Genomic DNA, 22,251 nt, shown 5'->3' on the forward strand with positions numbered 1-22,251 from the left:
CCATCTCCTACCTCATTCCCCCCTTCTCCTGGGTAGCGCTTTCATCTATGCTTTATTCCAAAACAACGTAATCGCAAGCATGAACAAGATAACACCAAAAAATCGACAAAATTCCGATGATTTTTGAATAATCTGAATATTTACAATATTTTAATAATGGGCTATGATGAATCCAAGGCAGACAGGGAGGACAACCCGCACCAGACGGTGCAGTATCAACGAAGAGCCTATTTATCTTCTATGAGAGGGGATAGTCCATTGGACCACGTTAGCGAAGCATGCTACTCACTTGCGCTCTAAACGACAGGAGCCATGTGCAGGAACGTCCCACTCGTTCAACCAGCATGCGGGAAATCAGATCGGGCAGGTCATCATTTGAGGAAAGGAACTGAAGTGAGGGGCTTGTCGTAAAGGTGATTAGTTGGAGATTAACTACGAGGAAAGGACACTTTTACTTTGAGAATGACTTATTGCATTCAGAAACAGTTGCACGATTTTTCGGGGAATGGAGTGTGTGGAAGAACAATTGAATAGGCAAAATGACTCATAGAGACCTCCGGTTATCATGGATAAGCGGGGGTCTCTATTTGCGTTCAAGCTGTGTTACTTGTTTGGCAGCTGTGTTTTCTGTACAATCGGCAGTCGCACGATGAAGGTTGTCATCTCATCAACCGCGCTTTCTACTGTAATGGATCCGTGATGCATCTCCACGATCTTCTTCGCAATCGACAAGCCAAGCCCATTGCCGCCCGCTGTGCGATTTCTAGATTTATCGGCTTTGTAGAACCGCTCAAAAATATGCGTCTGATCCTCTTCTGGAATACTCGCACCATTATTCGAGATACGCGCAATCGCTTCTTCTCCGTTACTTGCCACACGCACACGAATTATCCCGCCAACAGACACAAATTTCACCGCGTTGTGGATCAAATTGGTCCATACCTGACTGAGCAAATCCTCATCCGCGGCAATCGTCACAGCATCTAGCTCGATGTCCATTTCAATTGCTTTTTCGACCCACTGCGGCTCGCAAGCGAGAATATGATTTCGCAGCTGTTTATCCAGTCGGTAGCTCTTCGGTTCAAAAGGGTGATGCTGAGACTCCAATGAGGTCAGCTTCAGCAGACTTTCGCTGAGTTTCGATAAGCGCACACTTTCGGTTTCAATGATGGTCAAATAATGCTTACGCTCTTCGGGAGACAGCTGATCATTCTGCAGTGCGCGTGAGAATCCGCTAATGGACGTTAAGGGGGACTGGATCTCATGGGAGACGTCTGAAATAAACTCCTGTCTCATTCGCTCCAGCTGCCCTAGATCGGTCGCCATTTGATTGATGGATTCCGCTAGCTCCACGAACGGGCCATTCCGTGGGTTGTTATCCACCGACACATTGAAATCCCCTCTAGACATGCTGCGTATCGCTTGATTCAAGCTTTGAAAGAAAATCAATTGATGCTGACGCAAAAATTGGCCAAGGATGGCCATTGTGATCCCCCAAAGGAACATGCCACCGATGCAATTGATCAGCTGTACAACGACTTCCGCAGGGCGCTTCCCCAGATACGTGTAGAAATGCTCCATGCCATAGAAGGTGGCTAGCCAATATGCGATAATAAGAACAAATATCCCTAAGCCAAAAAAGAAGCCTCCTAATCTCTGGAGCAGGGACAGCTTCTTGTGGTTCAATCGCCGTTTCTTCTGTCTTTCTCTTCGCTCTCTTCTCTCCGCTTTATGCTTATTGGTCACTTCAGCACCTCCAAACGATAGCCGAGCCCTCGAATTGTAGCGATGCGAAAAGCGTGCCGCTCCTCCGGAAATCGCTCACGCAGCCGATTAATATGCACATCAACGGTGCGTTCGTTTCCTTCGTAGTCAAACCCCCAGATCTGCTCGATCAGCTGATCGCGCGAAAAGGTTTTGCCCGAGTAGCTCGCGAGCTTATAGAGCAGCTCGAACTCCTTGAGCGGCAGCGTGATGCTTTCTGCGCCTACGGTGACTTCATACGTTTTGCGATTCATACTCAAATCGCCGGCCTGAATGATTTGCGCGGACGCGATTCTGTAGCGCTTGAGCAGCGCTCTTACACGCATTGTCAGCTCAAGTGGCTCGAAGGGCTTCGTGAGGTAATCGTCTGCACCAAGCTCGAAGCCTTTGACCTTCTGGGCTGTTTCTCCTTTGGCCGTCAGCATGAGTATCGGCAGATCATAATGCTCTCTGAGCTCCTTGCACAGCGCCCAGCCATCCATATTCGGCATCATCACATCGAGGATGACCATATCGACTTGGACGGTTTGCAGCTTCTTGAGCGCTTCGACGCCATCCGCGGCCTCCACGACATCGAAGCCCTCGTTCAGCATGAAAACACGGACAAGCTCACGAATATACGGATCATCATCTACGATCATAATGGGTGCCATGGTTCAATCATCCTCACTTCTTGAAGTACTTTTCTGCCTTATCCTTGCTAGTTGATTAAAATTAGCATAACGGCACAATATAAACTGAATTTAAACCCATGGAAGTTCAATGCGAATGAAAGTGCTTTATTTGGTAAAAATTTTGTGATAAATTTGGGGAAGGAACAGTTTCTTTTGGGGGGATATGGCCTGTATGACAAATAACACATTGGCACATTTCAACAAGCTGACTACCGCGGAAGCGGAAGCCCTGTTTCAACGCGAGGTACTCTTGGAAGGATTCACAGGTTTCAGGCGGTTGCTCGACAGTCTCACGGAAGCGATCAAAGCGGCAGGAGACACGGACTTGATCACCGTGGAACAGTCGGTCGCTAAAGCGAAGCGGCTTTTCCCAGAACCCGTGGATTTCAGTCCGTCCTGGGAGAACATTTGGCCAGAGCTGGAAACAACCATAGCTGCCAAAAAACACATTTTCACAAACATCCCGCATGCCGATAGAGCCGGAGAGTGGCAGGTTATCATGGATAATCCGCTCGTTGTGCAAGAGGTTGTCTGTTACCCCGCCTTAACTTTCGAGGACGCGGCCTATCTGTACGCTTATTTCCGACCTCAATTGGAAAAGTCTGAATACATTCGACTTCAGAAAATTCAAACGGTGATTCAGGAAATCGGCGGTTAGTATCACTTCAATTTCTCCTTCATCCACTCACACCAATACAAATCCGTATCTACCTTCATTGTGGCTTTATGCACCAGTACATACATGCCGAATGCATCATCACCAATTTCTAATTGATCGAGCGGTTTATCACTTCCTTGTTGGAGCTTATCCATCAGGAGGTTGAATCGCTCTTTTTTCTTCTTATAATACACTTCTCGTATCGCGAGCATCTTCTTCGCTTGCTCTTTATCCACTAAACCGATGCAATACACCTTCAAGGAAAGCTCATCCCTCGTCACAGGTTCATCCGTTGGCTCAGCAATCCATCCCCGTAAAGCATCCTTCCCTTGCTCCGTAATGGAGTAGACTTTCTTATCCGGCTTATCGGATTGAGGAACATGTACGAATGCGACGTGCCCCTTTTGCTCTAATTGCGCTAAGAGTGGGTAAATCTGGCTATGTTTGGCTGACCAAAAAGGTTGTATATGCTGCATGAGCTCATAACCGGAACGGGAGTTTTTCGTTAAAAGGCTTAGTAATCCATATGAAAGGGTATTCATTGCCACTCCTTCTTTATGTCATTATTGACATATGAATATATCGGTAGTATGATGATTTTCATTCAAATTATAGAGAATACTATCGTTAAGATCAATGGATAGAGTGGAGGCATTATTTTGAGTAAGGATGAGTTACAGCAAGTGCGCTTCTGGCCAATCATGATCGCGATCTTCTTCGGGTCGTTCGTTTCGATCCTAAGTATGAGTACGATTAATATCGCCATACCGATTCTTAGTGAGCATTTCAATACCGATTTAAGCAAAATCCAATGGACGATTACAGGCTTCATGCTCGCAAGCGGTACAATCGCTCCGATTACAGGGTATTTCGGGGAGAAATTCAGCTACAAACGCCTATACGCGATCGCGCTGATCGGTTTTACTTTGTTCTCACTCTTGTGTGCCTTAGCATGGGATGCTTCATCGCTTATTGCATTCCGTATTATTCAAGGGGCTTTCAGTGGTCTGATTATGCCTGCTACGATGACGATTGTCTATCAAGTTATTCCGCGTGATAAGCAACCGATTGCGATTTCCCTTTGGTCCTTATCAGCGATGATGGCGCCTGCAATTGGGCCAACATTGAGCGGTTGGTTGCTGCAAAATTGGAGCTGGCACTGGTTGTTCCTCATGAACGTACCTGTCGGCGTTGTTGCTATTATTCTCGTTTTCAAATTAATCCCTTATTATCGTCTTTCGGTTCCAAAAAGATTTGATCTCATCGGCTTACTCACTGTCGTTGTCAGCAGTCTTGCCTTGCTGGTTGGTTTCTCACAAGGCCATGCTTGGGGATGGTCATCAGGCCGTGTTATTGGTCTGTTTACAACAGGTTTCCTAGTCCTCCTGCTATTCATTTGGAGAGAGCTCAAGGTTGATTCACCTTTATTGAACATCCGTGTGTTGAAAAACTCGCGTTACACCCTATCTCTCATTATTTCCAGTATTGTTACGATAAGCTTGTACTCTGGTACCTTCCTGACACCGATTTTCTTGCAAAATATTCAGCATGTCACCCCGCTCGATACGGGATTAATCTTGCTGCCTGCCTCCTTAGTGATGGCGCTCTGTATGCCCCTCGTAGGCAAGCTGTATAGCAGTGTCGGACCACGTATTCTTATTTTTATCGGTATTTCCTTAATTGCTGTTGGTACGCTCACGCTCAGTTGGTTGAGTACAGACGTCTCTCGCGGCTATATTGTGTTCTGGATGATCGTTCGAAACGTCGGAATTGCCTTCGCTACGATGCCTGCAAGTAATGCAGGGATGGAACAAATCCCGAGAACCCTGTCCGGTCATGCAACATCCATTAACAACTGGGTTCGTAACGTATTTGGATCCTTCGCGATAGCCCTGTTTACATCCGTTTTATCGTCCCAAACCGTTACACACAGCAAGGAATTAGCTACTGGCGGGATGACAGACAAAGTTCAAATTGGTACGCACGCTTTCACAATGAGTGTCAATGACGTATACTTGCTCGCGACATTTATTGTGCTAGCGGCTCTGCCACTAAGCTTGTTCATTCGTAAGCGCTCCTTAGCGCCAGACAATCCTTCAGCGTCAGCACCTGCTCCAATCGTGGCCAGTTCAAGAACGAAAGCCTAATGAAAGAACCCCAGACCGATGTGTCATCACACACATCAGTCTGGGGTTTTCGTTTTGTTTAGGCGCGGTAGAAATCGCGCAGCAATTCATCCATCACGCGATTGGTACGCGCGGCTGTCAGTCCAGTGCTTGGGCTTTGCCCGCTGCCTCTGAGATCGTCTACCACCGTCTGGATCAGCGGTTGCTGAACATGGGGAGGATTAGGAATATTCAACTCTTCTACGGAACCATCTTCAGCTACAATGCGCAGATCCCCACTGAAGGTTGAGAACGATAGCTTACCGCGGCTACCAACAATCTCATTCAAATCTAGGCGGGTATAGGAGTTGAAGCTCCAAACCCCTGTACCCATCACACCGGATTCGAATGCGTAGCTCGTGGTTACGATATCTTCAACCTTTTGCTTACCGGTTTGATTTCTTGCGAAACCCTTGACCTCTCCGATCGGTCCGAGTAAATAATCTAGAATATCTAGCGTATGACTCGCCAAATCCACGAACAGACCGCCGCCTGACAGCTCAGGTTGAATGCGCCATGGCTCAAGCCCTTCTTGATATTCTCTCGCCGGTTGCAGATAGGTCGATTGTACAAAACGTACTTCACCGATTACACCGCTATCAATTAATCGCTTGATTTCCACGAATTTCGGCAGTCCTCTGCGATAATACGCCACGAAAAGAGGTACGCCCGCTTCCTCACACGCCGCGATCATTTCCTGACACTCCGCGTGATTTCTAGCCATCGGCTTCTCCACATAGACGGGCTTCCCTGCTTTTGCAGTGAGTAATGTATATTCATGATGAAATCCCGGCGGTGTTGCGACATATATGGCATTTACATCCGGATCATTGACTAGCGCTGCCGCATCATCGTACCATTTTGCCACACCATGCCTCTGCGCGTAATCCTCTGCCAATGCCCCATTGCGGCGCATAACCGCGACTAACTCCGAGCCTGCTGCCTTCTGCAAAGCTGGACCGCTTTTTACCTCAGTCACATCCCCGCATCCGATAATTCCCCAACGCACCTTTTCCACTGTTGTTGCCTCCTCGTGATTATGTAGTTAATTAGGTATTCGACATGAAGATTGCGACCTCCTGTGCCTCAACCAACGGTAAGTTCAAATGATCCATCAACTGAGTTAGAAATAAATGGTCTAAATAAAATTAATAGAATTGGCACTTTGTATGTACCACAGCGGTTGCTATACTGTTTCTATCAATCCATAAAGTAGGTGGAAACCGTGTACATTCCTTCTCATTTTAGAATAGACGATCTTTCGAAAATGTATGACTTCATAGAAGCGCATAGCTTCGCTACGGTCGTTTCTTATCATCAAGAGCGCCCATTCGCGACGCATATTCCCTTGTTATTGCGTCACGAGGATCAATGCTTATACGGCCATTTCGCCCGCTCCAATACGCAGTGGGTAGATACCCCGCAGCAAGAGGTTTTGGTGATTTTCCAAGGCCCTCATTGCTATATCTCACCCTCCTGGTATGGTACACCTGCCGCAGTTCCTACGTGGAATTATACAGCTGTTCATGTCACTGGCAAGATCGAACTTCTGCACGATGATCAGGAAGTATTACGCGTTTTGCAACAGCTAACACGCAAATACGAAGAACCAGATAGCTCGTATGACCTTGATGGCATCGACCCTCACTATATTGCTGGGCTGAGTAAAGGGATACAAGCCTTCAAGCTGCCCATTGCAAGCATAGAAGGCAAAGCCAAGCTGAGCCAGAATCAGCCAAAAGAACGCCAAGCACGCATTGTTCAAGCACTTGATCAAAAAGGGTATCCAGAGCGACAGATTGCCGCGCTTATGAAAGAAACCTGAACCAATCCTGACCCTGTGAAAGCAAAAGGCCTCCACAACCCATTACATCTCGGGGGTAGAGGCTTTTTTCAGTTAAGAGTGAACTTGCGCCGTTGGTACGGATTCGGACTCTGTCGGGGAATGCTCCGCAATCAACTGTTCTTGAATCTGCAGCTGTTGCGTTGCAAATTCACGGTACATCTCATGCGACTCGATGAGCTCCTGATGCGTACCGCGGCCTGTGACGACGCCCTTGTCGAGGAACACGATCTGATCCGCGTCCACAACCGTGGAGAGGCGATGGGCAATGACTAGCGTTGTGCGTCCTTGCATCAAATTCTGCAGTGCCTGCTGCACCACGACCTCGGACTTGCTATCCAGACTGGAGGTTGCTTCGTCGAGCATTAGAATCTTCGGATCACGCAGCAGCGCTCTGGCGATCGCAATCCGCTGACGCTGTCCGCCGGACAGCTTAATCCCGCGTTCGCCGACTTCCGTATCGTACTTCTGCGGAAGCTCTTCGATGAAAGCATCGGCATACGCCATCTCGGATGCGCGCTTCAGCGCGTCTTCCGTCACTTCATGCTGCAAGCCATAGCAGATGTTATCACGAATTGTCCCAGCAATGAGCGGACTTTCCTGCGACACATAACCGATCTGGCTACGCCAGGAGACGAGTGAGTACTGATCGATGCTTTCTTCGCCAAGCGAAATGCCGCCTTCCTGCTGCGAATAAAACCGTTCAAGCAACGAGAACATCGTCGTCTTCCCGCTTCCGCTCGGCCCTACAATCGCGGTGACCTTACCCGCGTCCATCGTGAAGCTAACATCCTTAAGGACCGACTCGCCCTCTTTATAGCCGAACGTTACATGTTCAAAATGCAGGGATTGAGCAGCATCCTTGACCGGTAAACCCGCGTGTGGATCCTCTTCCTCATGATCTAACACCTTCAGAATCGTTTCCGTTGCTCCCATTGCTTTTTGCGTTTGCGTGAAGAATTGCGTAATTTGCGTAATCGGCATCACAATTTGGAATAAATACAGCATGAAAGCCACCAGCTGACCTGCCGATATCGCACCTGACGCTACGCGTGTGCCACCATAACCGAAAAGGACGACGAACAGCATCAGCATAACAAACATAATCAAAGGCGACATTAGCGCTTGAATTTTACCTTCTTTCAGTCCAAATTTGAACAGCGTCTGAATCCCAGCGCTACCTTCCTTATACTCCACAGGCTCAGCATTTGCTGCCTTCACCAAGCGAATTTCTGATAGCACCCGATTTAATACAGAAGTGAAGTTTGCCGTCTCGGCTTGCATGCCTTTGGATATTTTGTACATTTGTCTACCCAAGGGAAAAAGGATAAGAAACGCGATCGGAAATATGCTAAACATGATGAGTGTCATTTTCCAATCCATATATAAGAGCACAACGATGGATCCGATAATGGAAATACTGCCTGTAATAAAGCCCGCGGTATGTTCGGCGATCAATCCTTTAATAATAGCCGTGTCGTTCGTCATCCGGGAGATCGTGTCTCCTGTTTGATGATTATCAAAGTAACGAACCGGTAGTACCAGCAGCTTCTTCCATAAGCGATCCCGGATACCCGCTACAACGCGCTGACCTGCATAGTTTAGTAGGTACGTGGCAACGCCAGAAGCCACTGCTGATGCTATAAAAGCTATAGCCATCCCGCTGATTTGCATCCAATTCAGTGAGGAGATGGAGAAATTATCGACCACATTTTTTGTGAAAAGTGGAATGACGAGGGCCACCAGCGTGGCAATCACGCTTAACCCAAGCGCAATGCCTAGCAGGAGCTTCGGCGGATTCGCCCCCATCAGTAAGCGGATGAATCCCCGCCAGTCGTTTTTTTGTTTCGGTAGTTCACTCTTCATCACAGCCATCTATCTCTACTCCTTTACCCGATCAGATTTGTATATTTATTTAAACGATTGTTCATCCCTAACACTGTTACGATCATACTCCCCTATTTTAAACAGAATATAAACGAGGTCGAATCGGTCCTCAGGCGGAATAGCAGGTCTCGGGGCGCCCCCTCGGCTAAGGCAGGGTGAACTTCCTGATCTGTAGTGATGTTTTTTATCGTTACAGCATGAGAAAATCAGTCTGGTGCCACTGTAGTGATGTTTTTCACCGTTACAGCGCTGAGTTTCGGCTGTTGCGGCGGTTTCCTGATCTGTAGTGATGTTATTCATCCTTACAGCACGGAGATATCGGTCCGGTGCCACTGTAGTGATGTTTTTCACCGTTACAGCGCTGAGTTTCGGCGGTTGCGGCGGTTTCCTGATCTGTAGTGATGTTATTCATCCTTACAGCATGGAGATATCGGTCCGGTGCCACTGTAGTGATGTTTTTCACCGTTACAGCGCTGAGTTTCGGGCGTCGAAGGGTGTTCTCCCACAAAAAAGCTCCCTCACGAAAAGCCACATGGCTTCTCATAAAGGAGCTTCCTCATTATAAGTATTTAGAAAAACGTCTAAGATTCTGTTGCTACCTGCCACAACACACCGTACCGATCTCGCACACGACCTAGCATCGTACCCCAGAACATACGTTCAAACGGCATGATCACATCGCCATCGGCTGCTAAACCGCCAAAAATCTTAGCGGCTTCCTCCTCGTCCTTGAAGGTAAGAGCTAAATCCATGCCAGTACCGCGATCATTCGCCTCCGCACCTGCATCAGCCATGAAAAAGCGCAGGCCTAGCGCCTGCATTTCCAAATGCATGACGAGGTGTTTCTTGGACTCTTCCATCCCTGGCAGATCGCCATACGATTGGATGCTGATGATTTCTCCGCCAAAGACGTTCACATAAAAATCGGCTTGTTTCCGCGCGTCGGCGCTATAAATATAAGGAGATAAGGTTGCCATGGCTATTGGTTCATCCCTTCTACACGACCCTAGAGTAACTGTTCTTTACTCATTCTATAAAATGGATGTAATGTCCTTCTTATAGGTTCTTTCGTCATTCATCCACATCGAGATTAAGCGGTAATTTTATCCTAAATATCATTTCCTGAATAGTCGCTGGATATGTTACAATGGGAGGCATTATATCAACGTACGGAGGAAGCTATGCTCCCACGATACTCTTTTTTCATAAAATTGATGATATTCACGACATTGGTCAGTACGATTCCCTTACTATCTCTTGGTATCTACTCTTACTTCCAATCGACCTCGAAGGTCCAAACCAAAGTTAATGAAGCAAACGTTTTCATTTTGCAGCAGTCTCAGAACCGTGTCGAGCAAATTCTTAAAGTCATTGATCAAGTATCCGGGCGCTACGCGGAAACACCCTTAGTTGTTAATTCGGTGGCGAAGCGACTGGAAATTGAAGATTTTCAGGACATTGATTTGCTCGTCAAAGGACTGTTGGGTGTACAAACATACGAGCTAGGCGTTAAGGCTGTTGAATTGCACAGTCTTCAGAATGGCTGGTATATCAAAGACGGCGGCTTTTACTTTGGAACGGATAAAACAAAGGAGACTAGCAAGGTGAACGCCGCTTATAACTCACGTTGGGTGCCGGATGTGGGTCCATCCTTCTCAGGTATTAAGCTAGTCAAGAGCATTCCATCTACAGGATCTGAACAGAAGGGCTATTTGTCCGTTCATGTGTCCAATTCGGAGCTGGCTAAGCTGTTGACCGGCGGTTTTTCGACGCGCGAGACCATGATTCTAGACGATAAAATGAATGTCATCATAGATAGTAATCCTAATAAGGCGGGTCAAAGCGTTCGCTCCGAGTCTTGGTCACAGGAATTGCTGAATACGGGCAACATGCAGGGCTATTTCAACAGCACTCTGCAAGGTAAAGACTATAGCGTGATCTACAATCAATCCAGATATAACAACTGGACCTATGTATCGATTATTCCATTGGAAGAAGCCAAAAGAGAATCTGCCTCAATCGGCTGGGCCACGTTAACAGCTTGTCTGCTTCTGCTTCTTTTTACAGCACTGCTAGCCTACTGGGGTTCCAAACGGATGTCAGTTCCTATTCGCAGCTTAGTAGAATTTACGATGCGTCACAGTAAGCCCGCTAACGGCGGAACGGTTGTTAAGGATGAATTACAGTGGGTTGGGACTCAATTCGCATCCCTGCATCAATCCAAGGAGCAGCTGGAAGGTCAAATGAAGAGCCAATTCGGCCAGCTTGTTGATTATTTCATGTTAAAACTGTTTCAAGGTGAGATGCATCGCGGAGAACTGCAGGAAAAAGCAAGTCAGTTTCATATTCCCGTTTGGCGGCGCTATGCCGTCATGGTTTTGCAGATTGATACGCTGGAGCAAACGCGCTACAAGCCCGGCGAGCAGGACTTACTCTTGTTTGCGATCAACAATATCGCCTCAGAGCTCATCCCGCATCCCCACCGCATTCACGCCATGCCGATTGGTAACTATCAGGTGACGCTGGTCGGCAGTGAAATGGACAATCATCGGGATTTGCTCAGCCAGTTGAGTGAATTTGCCGAGTCTGTACAGAAGGCGGCCGCCGATTTCCTGGAGCTTAAAGTCAGCGTCGGAATCAGTCGCCCGTATGAAGCCATTGATGAAACGCCTCAAGCGTTTCTTGAGGCCAAAGAAGCGCTGCAATACCGGATTCGTCTCGGGGAGAAAGCCATTCTGCATCTAGATGACCTGAGGCCGCAGCAAGCGTCTCGTCATTACTATCCGCATCATCTCGTTTCCGAGCTTACGCACGCCATTGCCTTTTTGGAAAAGGACAAATCTGGCGAGCTGCTCCAGCAGTTCATTCAAGAAGTACTCCGTGTGGAAACGGATCCTAACCTGTATCGCATCTCCTTCGCTATGCTGCTTACCGATCTAGCTCGTATTGTTTATGAAATGGGGGATACAGGAGAACTCTTCTCCCATGATCGTCGTAATGAATACGAGCAGCTTTTCAGCCTAAAAACGCCGCAAGAAATTGAAGGATGGTTCAAATCACACATCATTCATCCGATGATTGAGCTAGTCCGCAAGCGTCACGAATCGTCTGGCAAAAGCATTTCCCGCTCGGTCATGGATTTGGTCCATGAGTATTATGATAGCGACCTGACACTTGATCAGTGTGCTTTACGGATGAATTACAGCACGCATTATATTCGCCGCATGTTCCGGAAAGAAACAGGGATGAACTTCAGTGATTATCTAGCAAGCTACCGTCACGACATGGCGATAAGCTGGCTCAGTGGAACGGAAATGAAAATTACAGAAATTGCTGAACGCTTGCAATACACGAATGCGCAAAATTTCATCCGCAACTTCCGAAAAATGGAAGGCATGACACCTGGTCAGTACAGAGAGCTCAAAAAGACAGCGCAATAATCACTCCTTTATAAGCAACCCTATGTAAGTAGTTAAGAACCTGGCCACTCGCCAGGTTTTTTTGTGTTGTGGTGCAACATGAAATCGATTTTAAATGATTATGGCAGAGGTCGCTAATGATTATAAACCGCGTAATTGCGCCTGTTTTCGCATCGTCTTGCATGTGGAGCGCTGCTGATTATTGAAGGCAATTCTGGGCTTCGATATGCTAACGCTGTCAAACAATCAAGGAGGACGATAACTCGTGGAACTGACTTCCAAACCGTTAAGATCAGATGCGGTTGCTAAGAGCAAGGCACGCCTCAGATTAAACCGTCTGTTGAAAAACAAATGGCTTTATCTAATGGCGTTACCAGGTATGCTCTACTTCATTATTTTTCGTTACTTTCCGATGTGGGGGCTGTTAATTGCTTTTCAGGATTATCAACCAGCACTGGGGATGCTCCATAGCAAATGGGTGGGTCTAAAGCATTTCGAGCGCTTCTTTTTTGATGCCTCCTTCGCCATGTTATTTAAGAATACGATTATTATGGCTGTCTATAATTTGGTATTCTTCTTCCCGCTTCCCATCATCTTAGCCCTATTATTAAACGAAATTCGTCGGGAAGTCTTTAAACGAACGATCCAAACGATTGTTTATATTCCTCATTTTGTATCGTGGGTAGTGGTCGTAGGTATTTCCTACATCTTCTTCACGACAGAAGGCGGCATTGTGAATGACGTGCTAGCCTCCATCGGACTTCCCAAAATCGAATTCCTAATTTCCAGTGAGTGGTTCCGAACGATGATCATTTCGCAAGTAATCTGGAAGGAAACTGGTTGGGGAACCATCATCTTTCTCGCTGCATTAGCAGGTGTTGACCCCCAATTATATGAGGCAGCGAAAATCGATGGGGCAGGCCGTTTTCGGCAGTTGTGGCACATCACGCTTCCAGCCATACGAAGTGTCATTGTGATCCTATTTATTTTACGACTGGGTTCATTCCTGGATACAGGCTTTGAACAAATCTTCCTCATGCTGAACGCCATGAACCGCGACGTAGGCGAGGTATTCGATACGTATGTCTACAATGTCGGTATTCAGCAAGGTCAATTCAGCTATAGCACAGCAGTCGGCTTATTCAAATCCATTATAGGACTGGTATTAGTCGTTGGTGCTAATCGGATGGCCAAAAAAATGGGTGAAAGCGGTCTGTATTAAGGAGGGAATTCTGCAAAATGATTAATAAAAGCTTAGGCAGCCGCATCTTTGACGGCTTCAATTATACCTTTTTAACCGTATTCGCCTTAATTACCTTACTACCGTTCATCTACATTGTGTCCGTCTCGTTCGCAGAGCCGGCAGAGGTGCTCAAACGCGGCTTCATCCTGTTCCCAACCTCTTTCTCATTGGAAGGGTATCGCTATATTTTCTCCACACACACGATCGTCAACAGCTTATTCGTTACCATCGGGATTACGGTTGTCGGGACGTTCATTAATCTGTTGTTCACCACGCTGCTCGCCTATCCACTTTCTAGACAGGATTTCGCCGGTAGAAAGCTCTTCATGATGATGATCGTATTCACCATGCTGTTCCACGGCGGCATTCTACCCACATTTCTGGTTGTCAAATCGCTTGGGATGCTCAATAGCTACTGGTCCCTGCTCATCCCGAATGCGATCAGCGCATTCAATTTGATCGTCGTCGTTAGCTTTTTTAGACAACTGCCTGAAGGACTTGAGGAAGCGGCAAAGATTGACGGATGCAGTGATGTAGGACTTCTTTTTCGCATCGTTTTACCATTATCAGCACCGGTTCTGGCTACATTCGCCTTATTTTATTCCGTCGGACACTGGAATACCTTTTTCAACGCCATTATGTACATCAACGATTCCAAAATGTGGCCCATCCAAGTCTGGCTAAGGCAAATCGTCATTCTTTCACAAGGCGGAATCGGCGACTCTACGCAGTTCGATCAGAACTACATCGCACCTCCATCGCAAATCATTAAAATGGCGGTCATTGTGATTTCCACGGTGCCTATTTTGATCGTGTATCCCTTTCTGCAAAAGCATTTTGCCAAAGGTGTCATGCTCGGTTCTGTGAAAGGTTGAAAAGGCTCCCGAGAGCTATTGTGATTGGGATGCATTCATATACAATAAGAATATGGGGAGGCAATACCACGATGAGAACACATGCAGGAATGAGAAAAGCCGGAATTGCAACGATGGGTATGATGGTAGGAGCTGCTGCACTGCTTACTGGTTGTGGAAACGATGCAACTCCTGCGACAGGTGGCACAAGTACAAGCGCAAGCAGTTCACCTGCCAGTAAAGAGCCACTGAAGCTGAGTGTCATGACACTCATGTATGCCGAGCCGCCGAAAGCGGATAGTGAAGTTCAGAAGCAGATCGAAGCCTACACGAATACCAAATTGGACATCTCCTGGGTCCCCAACTCCTCCTACAAGGAGAAGGTGAATGTCACGATTGCTTCTGGTGAGCTGCCAAAGGCGCTGCTTGTACAGAACAATAAGGATTCCAATATTTTGAGCGCTGTACGTGCGGGTGTATTCTGGGAAGTCGGTCCTTATTTGAAGGACTATCCGAATCTATCGAAAATGAACCCCTCTGTCTTCGACAACATTAAAGTTGATGGAAAAATATACGGCTTGTATCGTGCACGCGATTTAGCGACGTACGGTGTTATTTTCCGCAGCGACTGGTTGAAAAATGTCGGGCTTAGTGCACCGAAAACCATAGATGATTTGTACAATGTATTTAAAGCGTTCACATTAAACGACCCCGACAAGAACGGGAAAGCAGATACCGTGGGCTTGACCGAAGAGAAAACGATGGACGGGTTTGGTGTCGTAGCTTCGATCATGGGTGCACCGAACAGCTGGGAAGTGAAAGACGGCAAATTAAGCCCGGATTTCTTAGCGCCGGAATATTTTGAAGCCATGAAATTTTATAAAAAGCTGTACGATGAAAAGTTAATTAAACAGGACTTCCCTGTGCTGAACAACCAACAGAAGAAGGACGACATCAACCAAGGCAAGGCTGGCGCTGTGATCTCAAATATGATTGACGGTGCAGGCTACCAAGCAACGCTTGCCAAGTCTTTCCCAGGCTCTGATGTGGATGTTGTGAGTCGAATCACGGGACCTAAGGGCGAAAGATTGCCTGCTGGCGTAGGCTATAACAGTGTGTTCATGTTCCCGAAATCAAGTGTAAAAACAGAGGCCGAATTGAAACAAATCCTTGGCTTCTACGACAAGCTTTCCGATCAGAAGATGCTGGATTTGCTGGGCTGGGGAATCGAAGGCAAGCATTATAAGACCGAAGACAGCAAGCCGGTATTTATTGATCAAAAGCTGCAAGACACCGAAGTAGGCTCCAGCTACCTGCAATTACAGATCGCCAAATATACAGCCAAAACAACAGGTAAAGAAACACCTCTGATGGAGAAGTACGGCAAAATGATCAAAGAAAACGAAACGATCGCGGTTAACAATCCGACGAACCCGCTCGTGTCAGAAACTCAAACAACCAAAGGCACCGAATTGAAGCCGATCATTGACGATGCCCGCACGAAATTTATTCTAGGCAAGCTGGATGAAGCAGGTTGGAAGCAAGCGATTGAGCAATGGAGAAAAGCAGGTGGCGACAAAGTCATCGAAGAATTCAGCGCACAATACGCAAAGAACGGTAAATAAGTTCAGATCAGGAGGGGCAATTTTGCCTCTCTTTTCTTTGAAAGTGACTATACAGCGATCCGTATGTATTTCCGGCACAGACAGAGGCATCGGCTTGACGTCCGATTTCCTGATCACTAAAGACTACTACGCCTCCATGAGTCTGCACCTCTCGCTAGTTTTGTATTTGTCAGATGGTTACTATACAATAGTAAGAGGGGAACCAATCCCCAGTTATGTTCGAGGAGGTATGATCATGAATAATTTCACATTCCATAATCCAACTACCCTACATTTCGGTCAGGGACAATTAGACAAACTAACGACCGAAGTACCGAAGTATGGGAAAAATATTTTGCTTGTCTATGGTGGAGGCAGCATCAAGGCTAATGGCATCTATGACAAAGTCATTAACCTCTTGCAAGGTCTCGAAGCAAACATCGTAGAGCTTAGCGGGGTTGAGCCTAATCCGAGATTAACGACCGTTCACCGCGGTGTTGAACTTTGCCGCAGCAACGATATCGACCTCATTCTGGCTGTTGGTGGCGGCAGTGTTATCGACTGCGCGAAAGCGATCGCCGTTGGCGCTAAGTTCGAGGGAGATTTCTGGGATATCGCAACGCGTAAAGCAGCAGCTACAGGTGCACTTCCGCTAGCAACGGTTCTGACGATTGCGGCGACAGGCTCCGAAATGAACTCCGGTTCTGTTATTACGAACTGGGAAACCCAAGATAAACTTGGCTGGGGAAGCCCATTTTCTTATCCGAAATTCTCAATCCTCGACCCGGCTCATACAACTTCCTTACCTGAAAACCAAACGGTTTACGGTATGGTGGATATTATGTCTCACGTATTCGAGCAATACTTCCATCATGGTACTAACTCCCCTGTGCAGGATGGGTTCTGCGAAACGATCCTACGGACAGTCATCGACACGGCTCCACTTTTGCTGCAGGATCTGAACAATCTTGAACACCGTGCAACTATTCTATATAGCGGCACCATGGCGCTTAACGGCACGTTAAGCATGGGCATTCGCGGGGATTGGGCGACACATAATCTGGAGCATGCGGTTTCCGCTGTCCATGATATCCCACACGGCGGCGGTTTGGCCATCCTCTTCCCGAACTGGATGACCCATACGCTTGACGCTAACGTAGGGCGTTACAAACAGTTCGCACAGCGCGTCTTCGGTATCGATGCTGCAGGCAAATCCGACAAGCAAGTTGCCGAGGAAGGCATCGCGGCACTGCGCGCGTTCTTCATCAGCATCGGCGCACCGAGCCGGTTAGCGGATTACAACATTGACGACTCCACTATCGAGCTCATGGCCGACAAAGCCATGATTTACGGCGATTTCGGTAACTTCCAGAAGCTGACACGCGCGGATGTGGTAAAAATTTATCAGATGTCGCTATAGGATAGCGACTGCAAAAGAGCGTTGCACATGGGTGCAACGCTTTTTTATACGCGCGAGGCGTCGGGACACTAGAAGGGCCAATTGCCGCGAACCACACAGTCCCTACCGCCCTACCGCTGCACGGGCAGTACCGTATAGTCGCGCCACTCCTCCGGCAGCAGCCGCTGATAGCGAGGCTGCAGGTACCGATCGTCGATCAGCAGCAGCACACCGCGATCTGTTTCGGAGCGGATCAACCTCCCACCAGCCTGCTGCACTTTGTTCATGCCGGGGTAGACATAGGCGTAGTCGTAACCATTTTTGCCTGTACGCTCCATGTAATCCTTGATCAGATTGCGTTCCGGTCCCAGCTGCGGTAAGCCAACACCCACAACGACGACACCTGTCAGGCGGTCTCCGACGAGATCGATGCCCTCGGAGAAGATGCCGCCCATCACCGCAAAGCCCACTAGTGTCTGATCCGCTCCAACCTGAAAAGCTGCAAGAAAGTGCTCCCGCTCCTCCTCCGTCATTTTCGCCTGCTGAACGAGCACGTTCAGTTCACTGCCTCGTTGCCCGTCCTCCTGCTCACCTACAAGATCCGTAAAAGCCTCATACACACTGCTCATATACGCATACGAAGGAAAAAACACCAAATAATTACCCGATCGTCCCGCGACCAGTTCATAAATAGAACGAGCAATCAACATACGACTGTGCTCCCGGTCCTGATAGCGGGTCGAAAGCGGCTGCACGAAAACCTCCAGCTGCTCCTTGGCAAAAGGCGACGGCACCGTCACGGAATAATCGTCCTCCCCTGCCCCTAACGTGTCCATGAAATAGGACAGTGGCGACAGCGTCGCCGAGAAAAACACGTGCGCCCGATACCCCTTCCCCATTTGCCGCAGCAGGTGGGATGGATCCAAACATACGAGCTTCACGCTCACCTCGTTCCGATCATTCGCAGTCAGCGTCACATAACGCTCGTCGTATAGCTTAGAGATGCGCACAAAATTTTGCGCGCCGAAATAAGCATCCAAAAGTACCGCACTCGTTGCGTTACTTCCGACTGGTCTTGCTAGCTCTTTTTCAGCTACTGCTATAAAAGCCTCCACATGAACCAATAACGATTCCGGCAGCGCTGACTCCACCATCATCTCACGATCCCCAACCTGCTTGCGGAGCGCAATAAAATAAGTGTTTATCGCTTTCGCCGCGTCATGGACCTCCTTACGAACACCTTTGAACTCCCGTTGCAGCGTCAAAAAGACCGATTTATACAGCTCACTGGCGTACATTTCCCGCGCTCGATCAACCAGATTATGCGCCTCATCAATCAGCAGCGATGTTTTGCGCTTTTGCTCCTCGAACAGCCTTTTCAAATTCACACGCGGGTCAAAAATATAGTTATAATCACAAATCACCGCATCCGCCGCATAAGCCACATCCAACGAAAACTCAAACGGACACACCCGATGCTTGCGCGCATAGGTCTCAATCACAGAACGCGTCATCACCGTTTCCTGCCTGAGCAGATCAAGCACCGCCCCGTTTACCCGATCATAGTAACCATCCGCGAACTCACAGTGGGCCGGTGTACACCTGACCTCGTCCTTCAGACACACTTTCTCCTTCGCCGTTAGCGTAACCACTTGAAGATGTAATCCTTTGTCCTGCAATAGGTAAAAAGCTTCCTCTGCCGCCGTACGTGTTATCGTCTTCGCCGTCAGATAAAAAAACCGCTGCAGCATGCCCTCCCCCATCGCTTTCACCGACGGAAACAGCGTCGACATCGTCTTCCCGATCCCTGTCGGCGCCTTGGCGAACAGCTTGTGCTCATCCTGGATCGTTTTGTACACCGCCCCTACCAGTTTGCGCTGGCCCTCCCGATACTGTGGAAAAGGGAATTGCAGCTCCTTGATGCTCTGATTTCTGCGCTGCTCATGGTCATGCTTCACTTGTGCGTACGGATAGTAGCTCTGAATCACCTCGTTCACAAACCGCTTAAGCTCCTCATAAGCAGCTTCCCTCACAAAATGCCGCGTCTCCTCCGTATCCACCTGCGTATACGTAAGCTGAATCCGCATGTGGCTGAGTCCGCGATCATGGGCAATCATGTAGGCATAGCACATCGCCTGTGCCCAGTGCACAGGGTAGGAATTCTCCTCAATGAGAGCGATATCACCTGAAGTCGATTTAATTTCATCCACGGTTAACGTATCGCCATCATCAGTCCCAGCAAGAAGCCCATCACAGCGCCCATCAATGACAAATAAAAGCCCCTCATAAGCAATCTCCGCAGACACATACACCTCGTGCTGATCCGACTCTCCGTATTGCTTTTGCAGCCTTTGATGCGCCTTCGTGCCTTCCCTCAGCGACGTGGTCGATCGAAACTCCGAATCAATACTGCCACTGCTAAACACATACTCTACAAGCGACCGAACTGACATCTTTACCAAAGGTAGCATTCCACGTCTCCATTTAAGAACATTTGTTCCTTATTATAACATGTGGAGGCTTGAAAAACTACTAGACTCACCGCCTATCAAAGAGAGCGAGTCACGAGAAAAAGACACCAGCCTACGCTGATGTCTTACACTTGTTGCTATTATTTCACCCACTGAAACGGGGTTGTATTAAAAAACAAGTCCGGATTGGCCTGGATATTATGCGCCCAGAAGGTAAAATGCAGATGCGGCCCGGTAGAGAAGCCGGTCGTGCCGACGAGCCCGATGATGTCGCCCTGCTTGACGCGGTCGCCTGCTTTGACACGCAGCTCGGAGAGATGCGCGTACTGCGAGAACAGCCCCATCCCATGGTCAATATAGATGGAATTGCCGGTCAAATACAGGGGTTCCGCAAGCGCGACTACCCCATCGTTCGTAGCCTTGATCGGTGTGCCTTCTTTGGCGGCCAGATCAAGGGCCAAATGCGAGCTGTCGTATTTCCCGTTCACGTAACGGGTGTACCCATACGGCGTAGTCAAAATCCCCTCGACCGGCTTCACGAACGGTCCGCGGAACAAAAACGTCGGCTCCGACTTGCTGCGCGCCAGATCAATCTTCTTCTGATCGGCATTGATGCGTGCCGTATCCTGTTTCATGCTTTCCATTTGCTCGGTGACCTTCAAGTACTGTGTCTCGAACTTTTTCGCCTTGATGGTCAGCGTCTGATCGCCAATCGGATACGTACCTGCTTTCACACTCAGCGAGATTGGCAAGTATGTGAAATATCCCGCTTCATAAGGCTGCAGCGTATACGTCTTGCCCTGCCAAGCTACGCTACCCGGCTCCTTATGGCGCACAAGCACGAGATCTCCCGGCGAAGCCTGTTCCGGTAGAAGCTTCCAACTAGAGCCCATGGCCGCTTTAGCACCCACTTCATCTATATATAAGGAAGCTTCCGCTTTCAGCTTGGCCAAATGCGACTTCTCCCCTAGAAGGATCGCCTTCGCGTCTTCTGTCACGCCGTCGATCCAGGTTTGACCGCCGTCTACTGTCAACAGCAGAGGATTCTTGCTATCCGTAGTACGGGTCAAAAGCGCCCATCCAACCTTCGGCGTCACGAATTGGGATTGCTTCACAGCAAACGATGTCCCGTTCAGTGTAATCGCAGCCAGGCTCTCTGAAGTCGCCGCTCCAACCGCAGCCGTATTAGCTGAAGCCGCTACACTACCACTCCCCGCTTCCAAGCTTAACAACTTAGCAATCGTTTCACTGCCCGTCACATCAGCCCCACCATCTACGGGAACTACCTCCGTGCTCGAAACTTCCTGCCAATGTGCACCACCATCTGCGGTTTGAACCATTCCGTCCGCGTATTTCACCCAACCTCGATCTAGATCGAGCATCCGAAATTCCACGGCCACACGTGGTGTTGGCGTTGGTACTGGTGTAGCAGCAACCGTGTCAGATACATTCGTTTTCACCGTAGGGGATGACTCAAATGGATATTTGCCGAAAAAAATGACCGCACAAGCCGCAAGGATGCAAGCGCCGGCCAACAGTGGCCATTGACGCCGTTTTCTTGGTCTCACAGAAGCTCTACCTCCCTTTGAATGACGATGGGTTGTCCGCTTGTTAGACACCTTCCGCCTCTTCCTTCGCTCTTCTCATGGTAACACAAAAAACCCGGGGACAGCTATGCCCCCGGGTTTTACTATGCTATATTTGTACGCCCTTTTTGAGCGTTTTCTGATCACTATTCGTGTTATTAACTAATGGAAGTAACTTGACACTTCGAATCATTGTGGACTGACACAAATGACATGTCGGCACGTGATCGAATGCAAAATTATCTCGCATCCAGCCTTTACAGCCTTCATTTTCACAAGACCATACCGTCACATTTTCTAGAGGCATCTCTTCAAGCGACTTTTTTCTGGAATACATGGATAAACCTCCTTAGAGTACTAAACGTCAGCTAGCTTTAAATTGAAAAAGACTGCCATTACTGAAGTAAAGGCAGTCTTTTTAATTATATTACAGTTTTACAACGTTCTCAGCTTGTGGACCGCGGTTGCCTTGAACTACGCTGAATTCAACTGCTTGGCCTTCGTCCAAAGTTTTGAAACCTTCGCCTTGAATTGCGGAGAAGTGAACGAATACATCGTTGCCGCCTTCAACTTCGATGAAACCGAAACCTTTTTCTGCGTTAAACCATTTTACTGTACCAGTAGCCATTGTGAAATACCTCCAAAAATTATTAACATGTTTTTTATTCTTCAAAGAGAAAAAAT

General features: G+C 48.1%; 18 protein-coding genes. 8 read left to right on the top strand and 10 right to left on the bottom strand.

Annotation, left to right across the window (positions count from 1 at the left end; genetic code table 11):
• Nucleotides 1–603 precede the first annotated feature (603 nt).
• Both AC58QC_RS26235 and AC58QC_RS26240 read right to left on the bottom strand, forming a co-directional pair.
• Complete coding sequence (locus AC58QC_RS26235) at nt 604–1,746, bottom strand: HAMP domain-containing sensor histidine kinase (RefSeq protein ID WP_497418003.1); 1,143 nt, start codon at nt 1,744–1,746, stop codon at nt 604–606.
• The gene (locus tag AC58QC_RS26240; RefSeq protein WP_497418004.1) at nt 1,743–2,417 is read right to left on the bottom strand and encodes a response regulator transcription factor; all 675 of its coding nucleotides are present in this window, start codon (nt 2,415–2,417) and stop codon (nt 1,743–1,745) included. Before AC58QC_RS26240 ends, AC58QC_RS26235 begins: the two co-directional genes overlap by 4 nt.
• Nucleotides 2,418–2,610: 193 nt before the next feature.
• On the opposite strand from AC58QC_RS26240, the gene AC58QC_RS26245 reads away from it, so the two are divergent.
• Nucleotides 2,611–3,096 carry a hypothetical protein gene (locus AC58QC_RS26245; protein WP_497418005.1) on the top strand — a complete coding sequence of 162 codons (486 nt, stop codon included), beginning with the start codon at nt 2,611–2,613 and terminating at the stop codon, nt 3,094–3,096.
• A gap of 2 nt (nt 3,097–3,098) precedes the next feature.
• On the opposite strand, the gene AC58QC_RS26250 is transcribed toward AC58QC_RS26245, so the two are convergent.
• Nucleotides 3,099–3,638 (bottom strand): PadR family transcriptional regulator, encoded by a 540-nt coding sequence (locus AC58QC_RS26250; RefSeq protein ID WP_497418006.1) that lies wholly within the window; start codon nt 3,636–3,638, stop codon nt 3,099–3,101.
• Nucleotides 3,639–3,755: 117 nt separating this feature from the next.
• Here AC58QC_RS26250 and AC58QC_RS26255 point away from each other — a divergent pair, with 117 nt between their 5' ends.
• Nucleotides 3,756–5,243 (top strand): MDR family MFS transporter, encoded by a 1,488-nt coding sequence (locus tag AC58QC_RS26255; RefSeq protein ID WP_497418007.1) that lies wholly within the window; start codon nt 3,756–3,758, stop codon nt 5,241–5,243.
• A 58-nt stretch (nt 5,244–5,301) separates the two neighbouring features.
• Here the strand turns inward: AC58QC_RS26255 and AC58QC_RS26260 are convergent, their stop codons facing one another.
• A complete protein-coding gene (locus AC58QC_RS26260) occupies nt 5,302–6,279 on the bottom strand; it encodes a Gfo/Idh/MocA family protein (RefSeq protein WP_497418008.1) in 978 nt (325 codons plus the stop codon).
• Between the two features lie 207 nt (nt 6,280–6,486).
• On the opposite strand from AC58QC_RS26260, the gene AC58QC_RS26265 reads away from it, so the two are divergent.
• Complete coding sequence (locus AC58QC_RS26265) at nt 6,487–7,086, top strand: FMN-binding negative transcriptional regulator (RefSeq protein ID WP_497418009.1); 600 nt, start codon at nt 6,487–6,489, stop codon at nt 7,084–7,086.
• Between the two features lie 72 nt (nt 7,087–7,158).
• On the opposite strand, the gene AC58QC_RS26270 is transcribed toward AC58QC_RS26265, so the two are convergent.
• Entirely contained in the window at nt 7,159–8,970 is a 1,812-nt protein-coding gene (locus tag AC58QC_RS26270) for an ABC transporter ATP-binding protein (RefSeq protein WP_497418062.1), read from the bottom strand.
• A gap of 602 nt (nt 8,971–9,572) precedes the next feature.
• Complete coding sequence (locus AC58QC_RS26275) at nt 9,573–9,968, bottom strand: VOC family protein (RefSeq protein ID WP_497418010.1); 396 nt, start codon at nt 9,966–9,968, stop codon at nt 9,573–9,575.
• Nucleotides 9,969–10,172: 204 nt separating this feature from the next.
• On the opposite strand from AC58QC_RS26275, the gene AC58QC_RS26280 reads away from it, so the two are divergent.
• The 5 genes from AC58QC_RS26280 (at nt 10,173) to AC58QC_RS26300 (ending at nt 17,531) form a co-directional block, all read left to right on the top strand.
• On the top strand, nt 10,173–12,431 hold the full coding sequence (locus AC58QC_RS26280) for a helix-turn-helix domain-containing protein (protein ID WP_497418011.1): 2,259 nt from the start codon (nt 10,173–10,175) through the stop codon (nt 12,429–12,431).
• A gap of 244 nt (nt 12,432–12,675) precedes the next feature.
• Nucleotides 12,676–13,632, top strand: coding sequence for an ABC transporter permease (locus tag AC58QC_RS26285; protein WP_497364841.1), 957 nt, complete (start codon nt 12,676–12,678; stop codon nt 13,630–13,632).
• A gap of 17 nt (nt 13,633–13,649) precedes the next feature.
• Nucleotides 13,650–14,528 (top strand): carbohydrate ABC transporter permease, encoded by an 879-nt coding sequence (locus AC58QC_RS26290; RefSeq protein ID WP_497418012.1) that lies wholly within the window; start codon nt 13,650–13,652, stop codon nt 14,526–14,528.
• A gap of 71 nt (nt 14,529–14,599) precedes the next feature.
• Nucleotides 14,600–16,132, top strand: coding sequence for an extracellular solute-binding protein (locus AC58QC_RS26295; RefSeq protein WP_497418013.1), 1,533 nt, complete (start codon nt 14,600–14,602; stop codon nt 16,130–16,132).
• Nucleotides 16,133–16,367: 235 nt separating this feature from the next.
• A complete protein-coding gene (locus AC58QC_RS26300) occupies nt 16,368–17,531 on the top strand; it encodes an iron-containing alcohol dehydrogenase (RefSeq protein WP_497418014.1) in 1,164 nt (387 codons plus the stop codon).
• Nucleotides 17,532–17,641: 110 nt separating this feature from the next.
• Here the strand turns inward: AC58QC_RS26300 and AC58QC_RS26305 are convergent, their stop codons facing one another.
• The 4 genes from AC58QC_RS26305 to AC58QC_RS26320 form a co-directional block, all read right to left on the bottom strand.
• Nucleotides 17,642–19,981: an ATP-dependent DNA helicase gene (locus AC58QC_RS26305; RefSeq protein WP_497418015.1), complete on the bottom strand. Its 2,340-nt coding sequence runs from the start codon at nt 19,979–19,981 to the stop codon at nt 17,642–17,644.
• Nucleotides 19,982–20,121: 140 nt separating this feature from the next.
• Nucleotides 20,122–21,549 (bottom strand): peptidoglycan DD-metalloendopeptidase family protein, encoded by a 1,428-nt coding sequence (locus AC58QC_RS26310; RefSeq protein WP_497418016.1) that lies wholly within the window; start codon nt 21,547–21,549, stop codon nt 20,122–20,124.
• A gap of 127 nt (nt 21,550–21,676) precedes the next feature.
• Nucleotides 21,677–21,904 carry a cold-shock protein gene (locus AC58QC_RS26315; protein ID WP_028555205.1) on the bottom strand — a complete coding sequence of 76 codons (228 nt, stop codon included), beginning with the start codon at nt 21,902–21,904 and terminating at the stop codon, nt 21,677–21,679.
• Between the two features lie 90 nt (nt 21,905–21,994).
• Nucleotides 21,995–22,195, bottom strand: coding sequence for a cold-shock protein (locus tag AC58QC_RS26320; protein ID WP_314800096.1), 201 nt, complete (start codon nt 22,193–22,195; stop codon nt 21,995–21,997).
• Nucleotides 22,196–22,251 lie beyond the last annotated feature (56 nt).

This window comes from Paenibacillus sp. J22P51 (assembly GCF_059692215.1).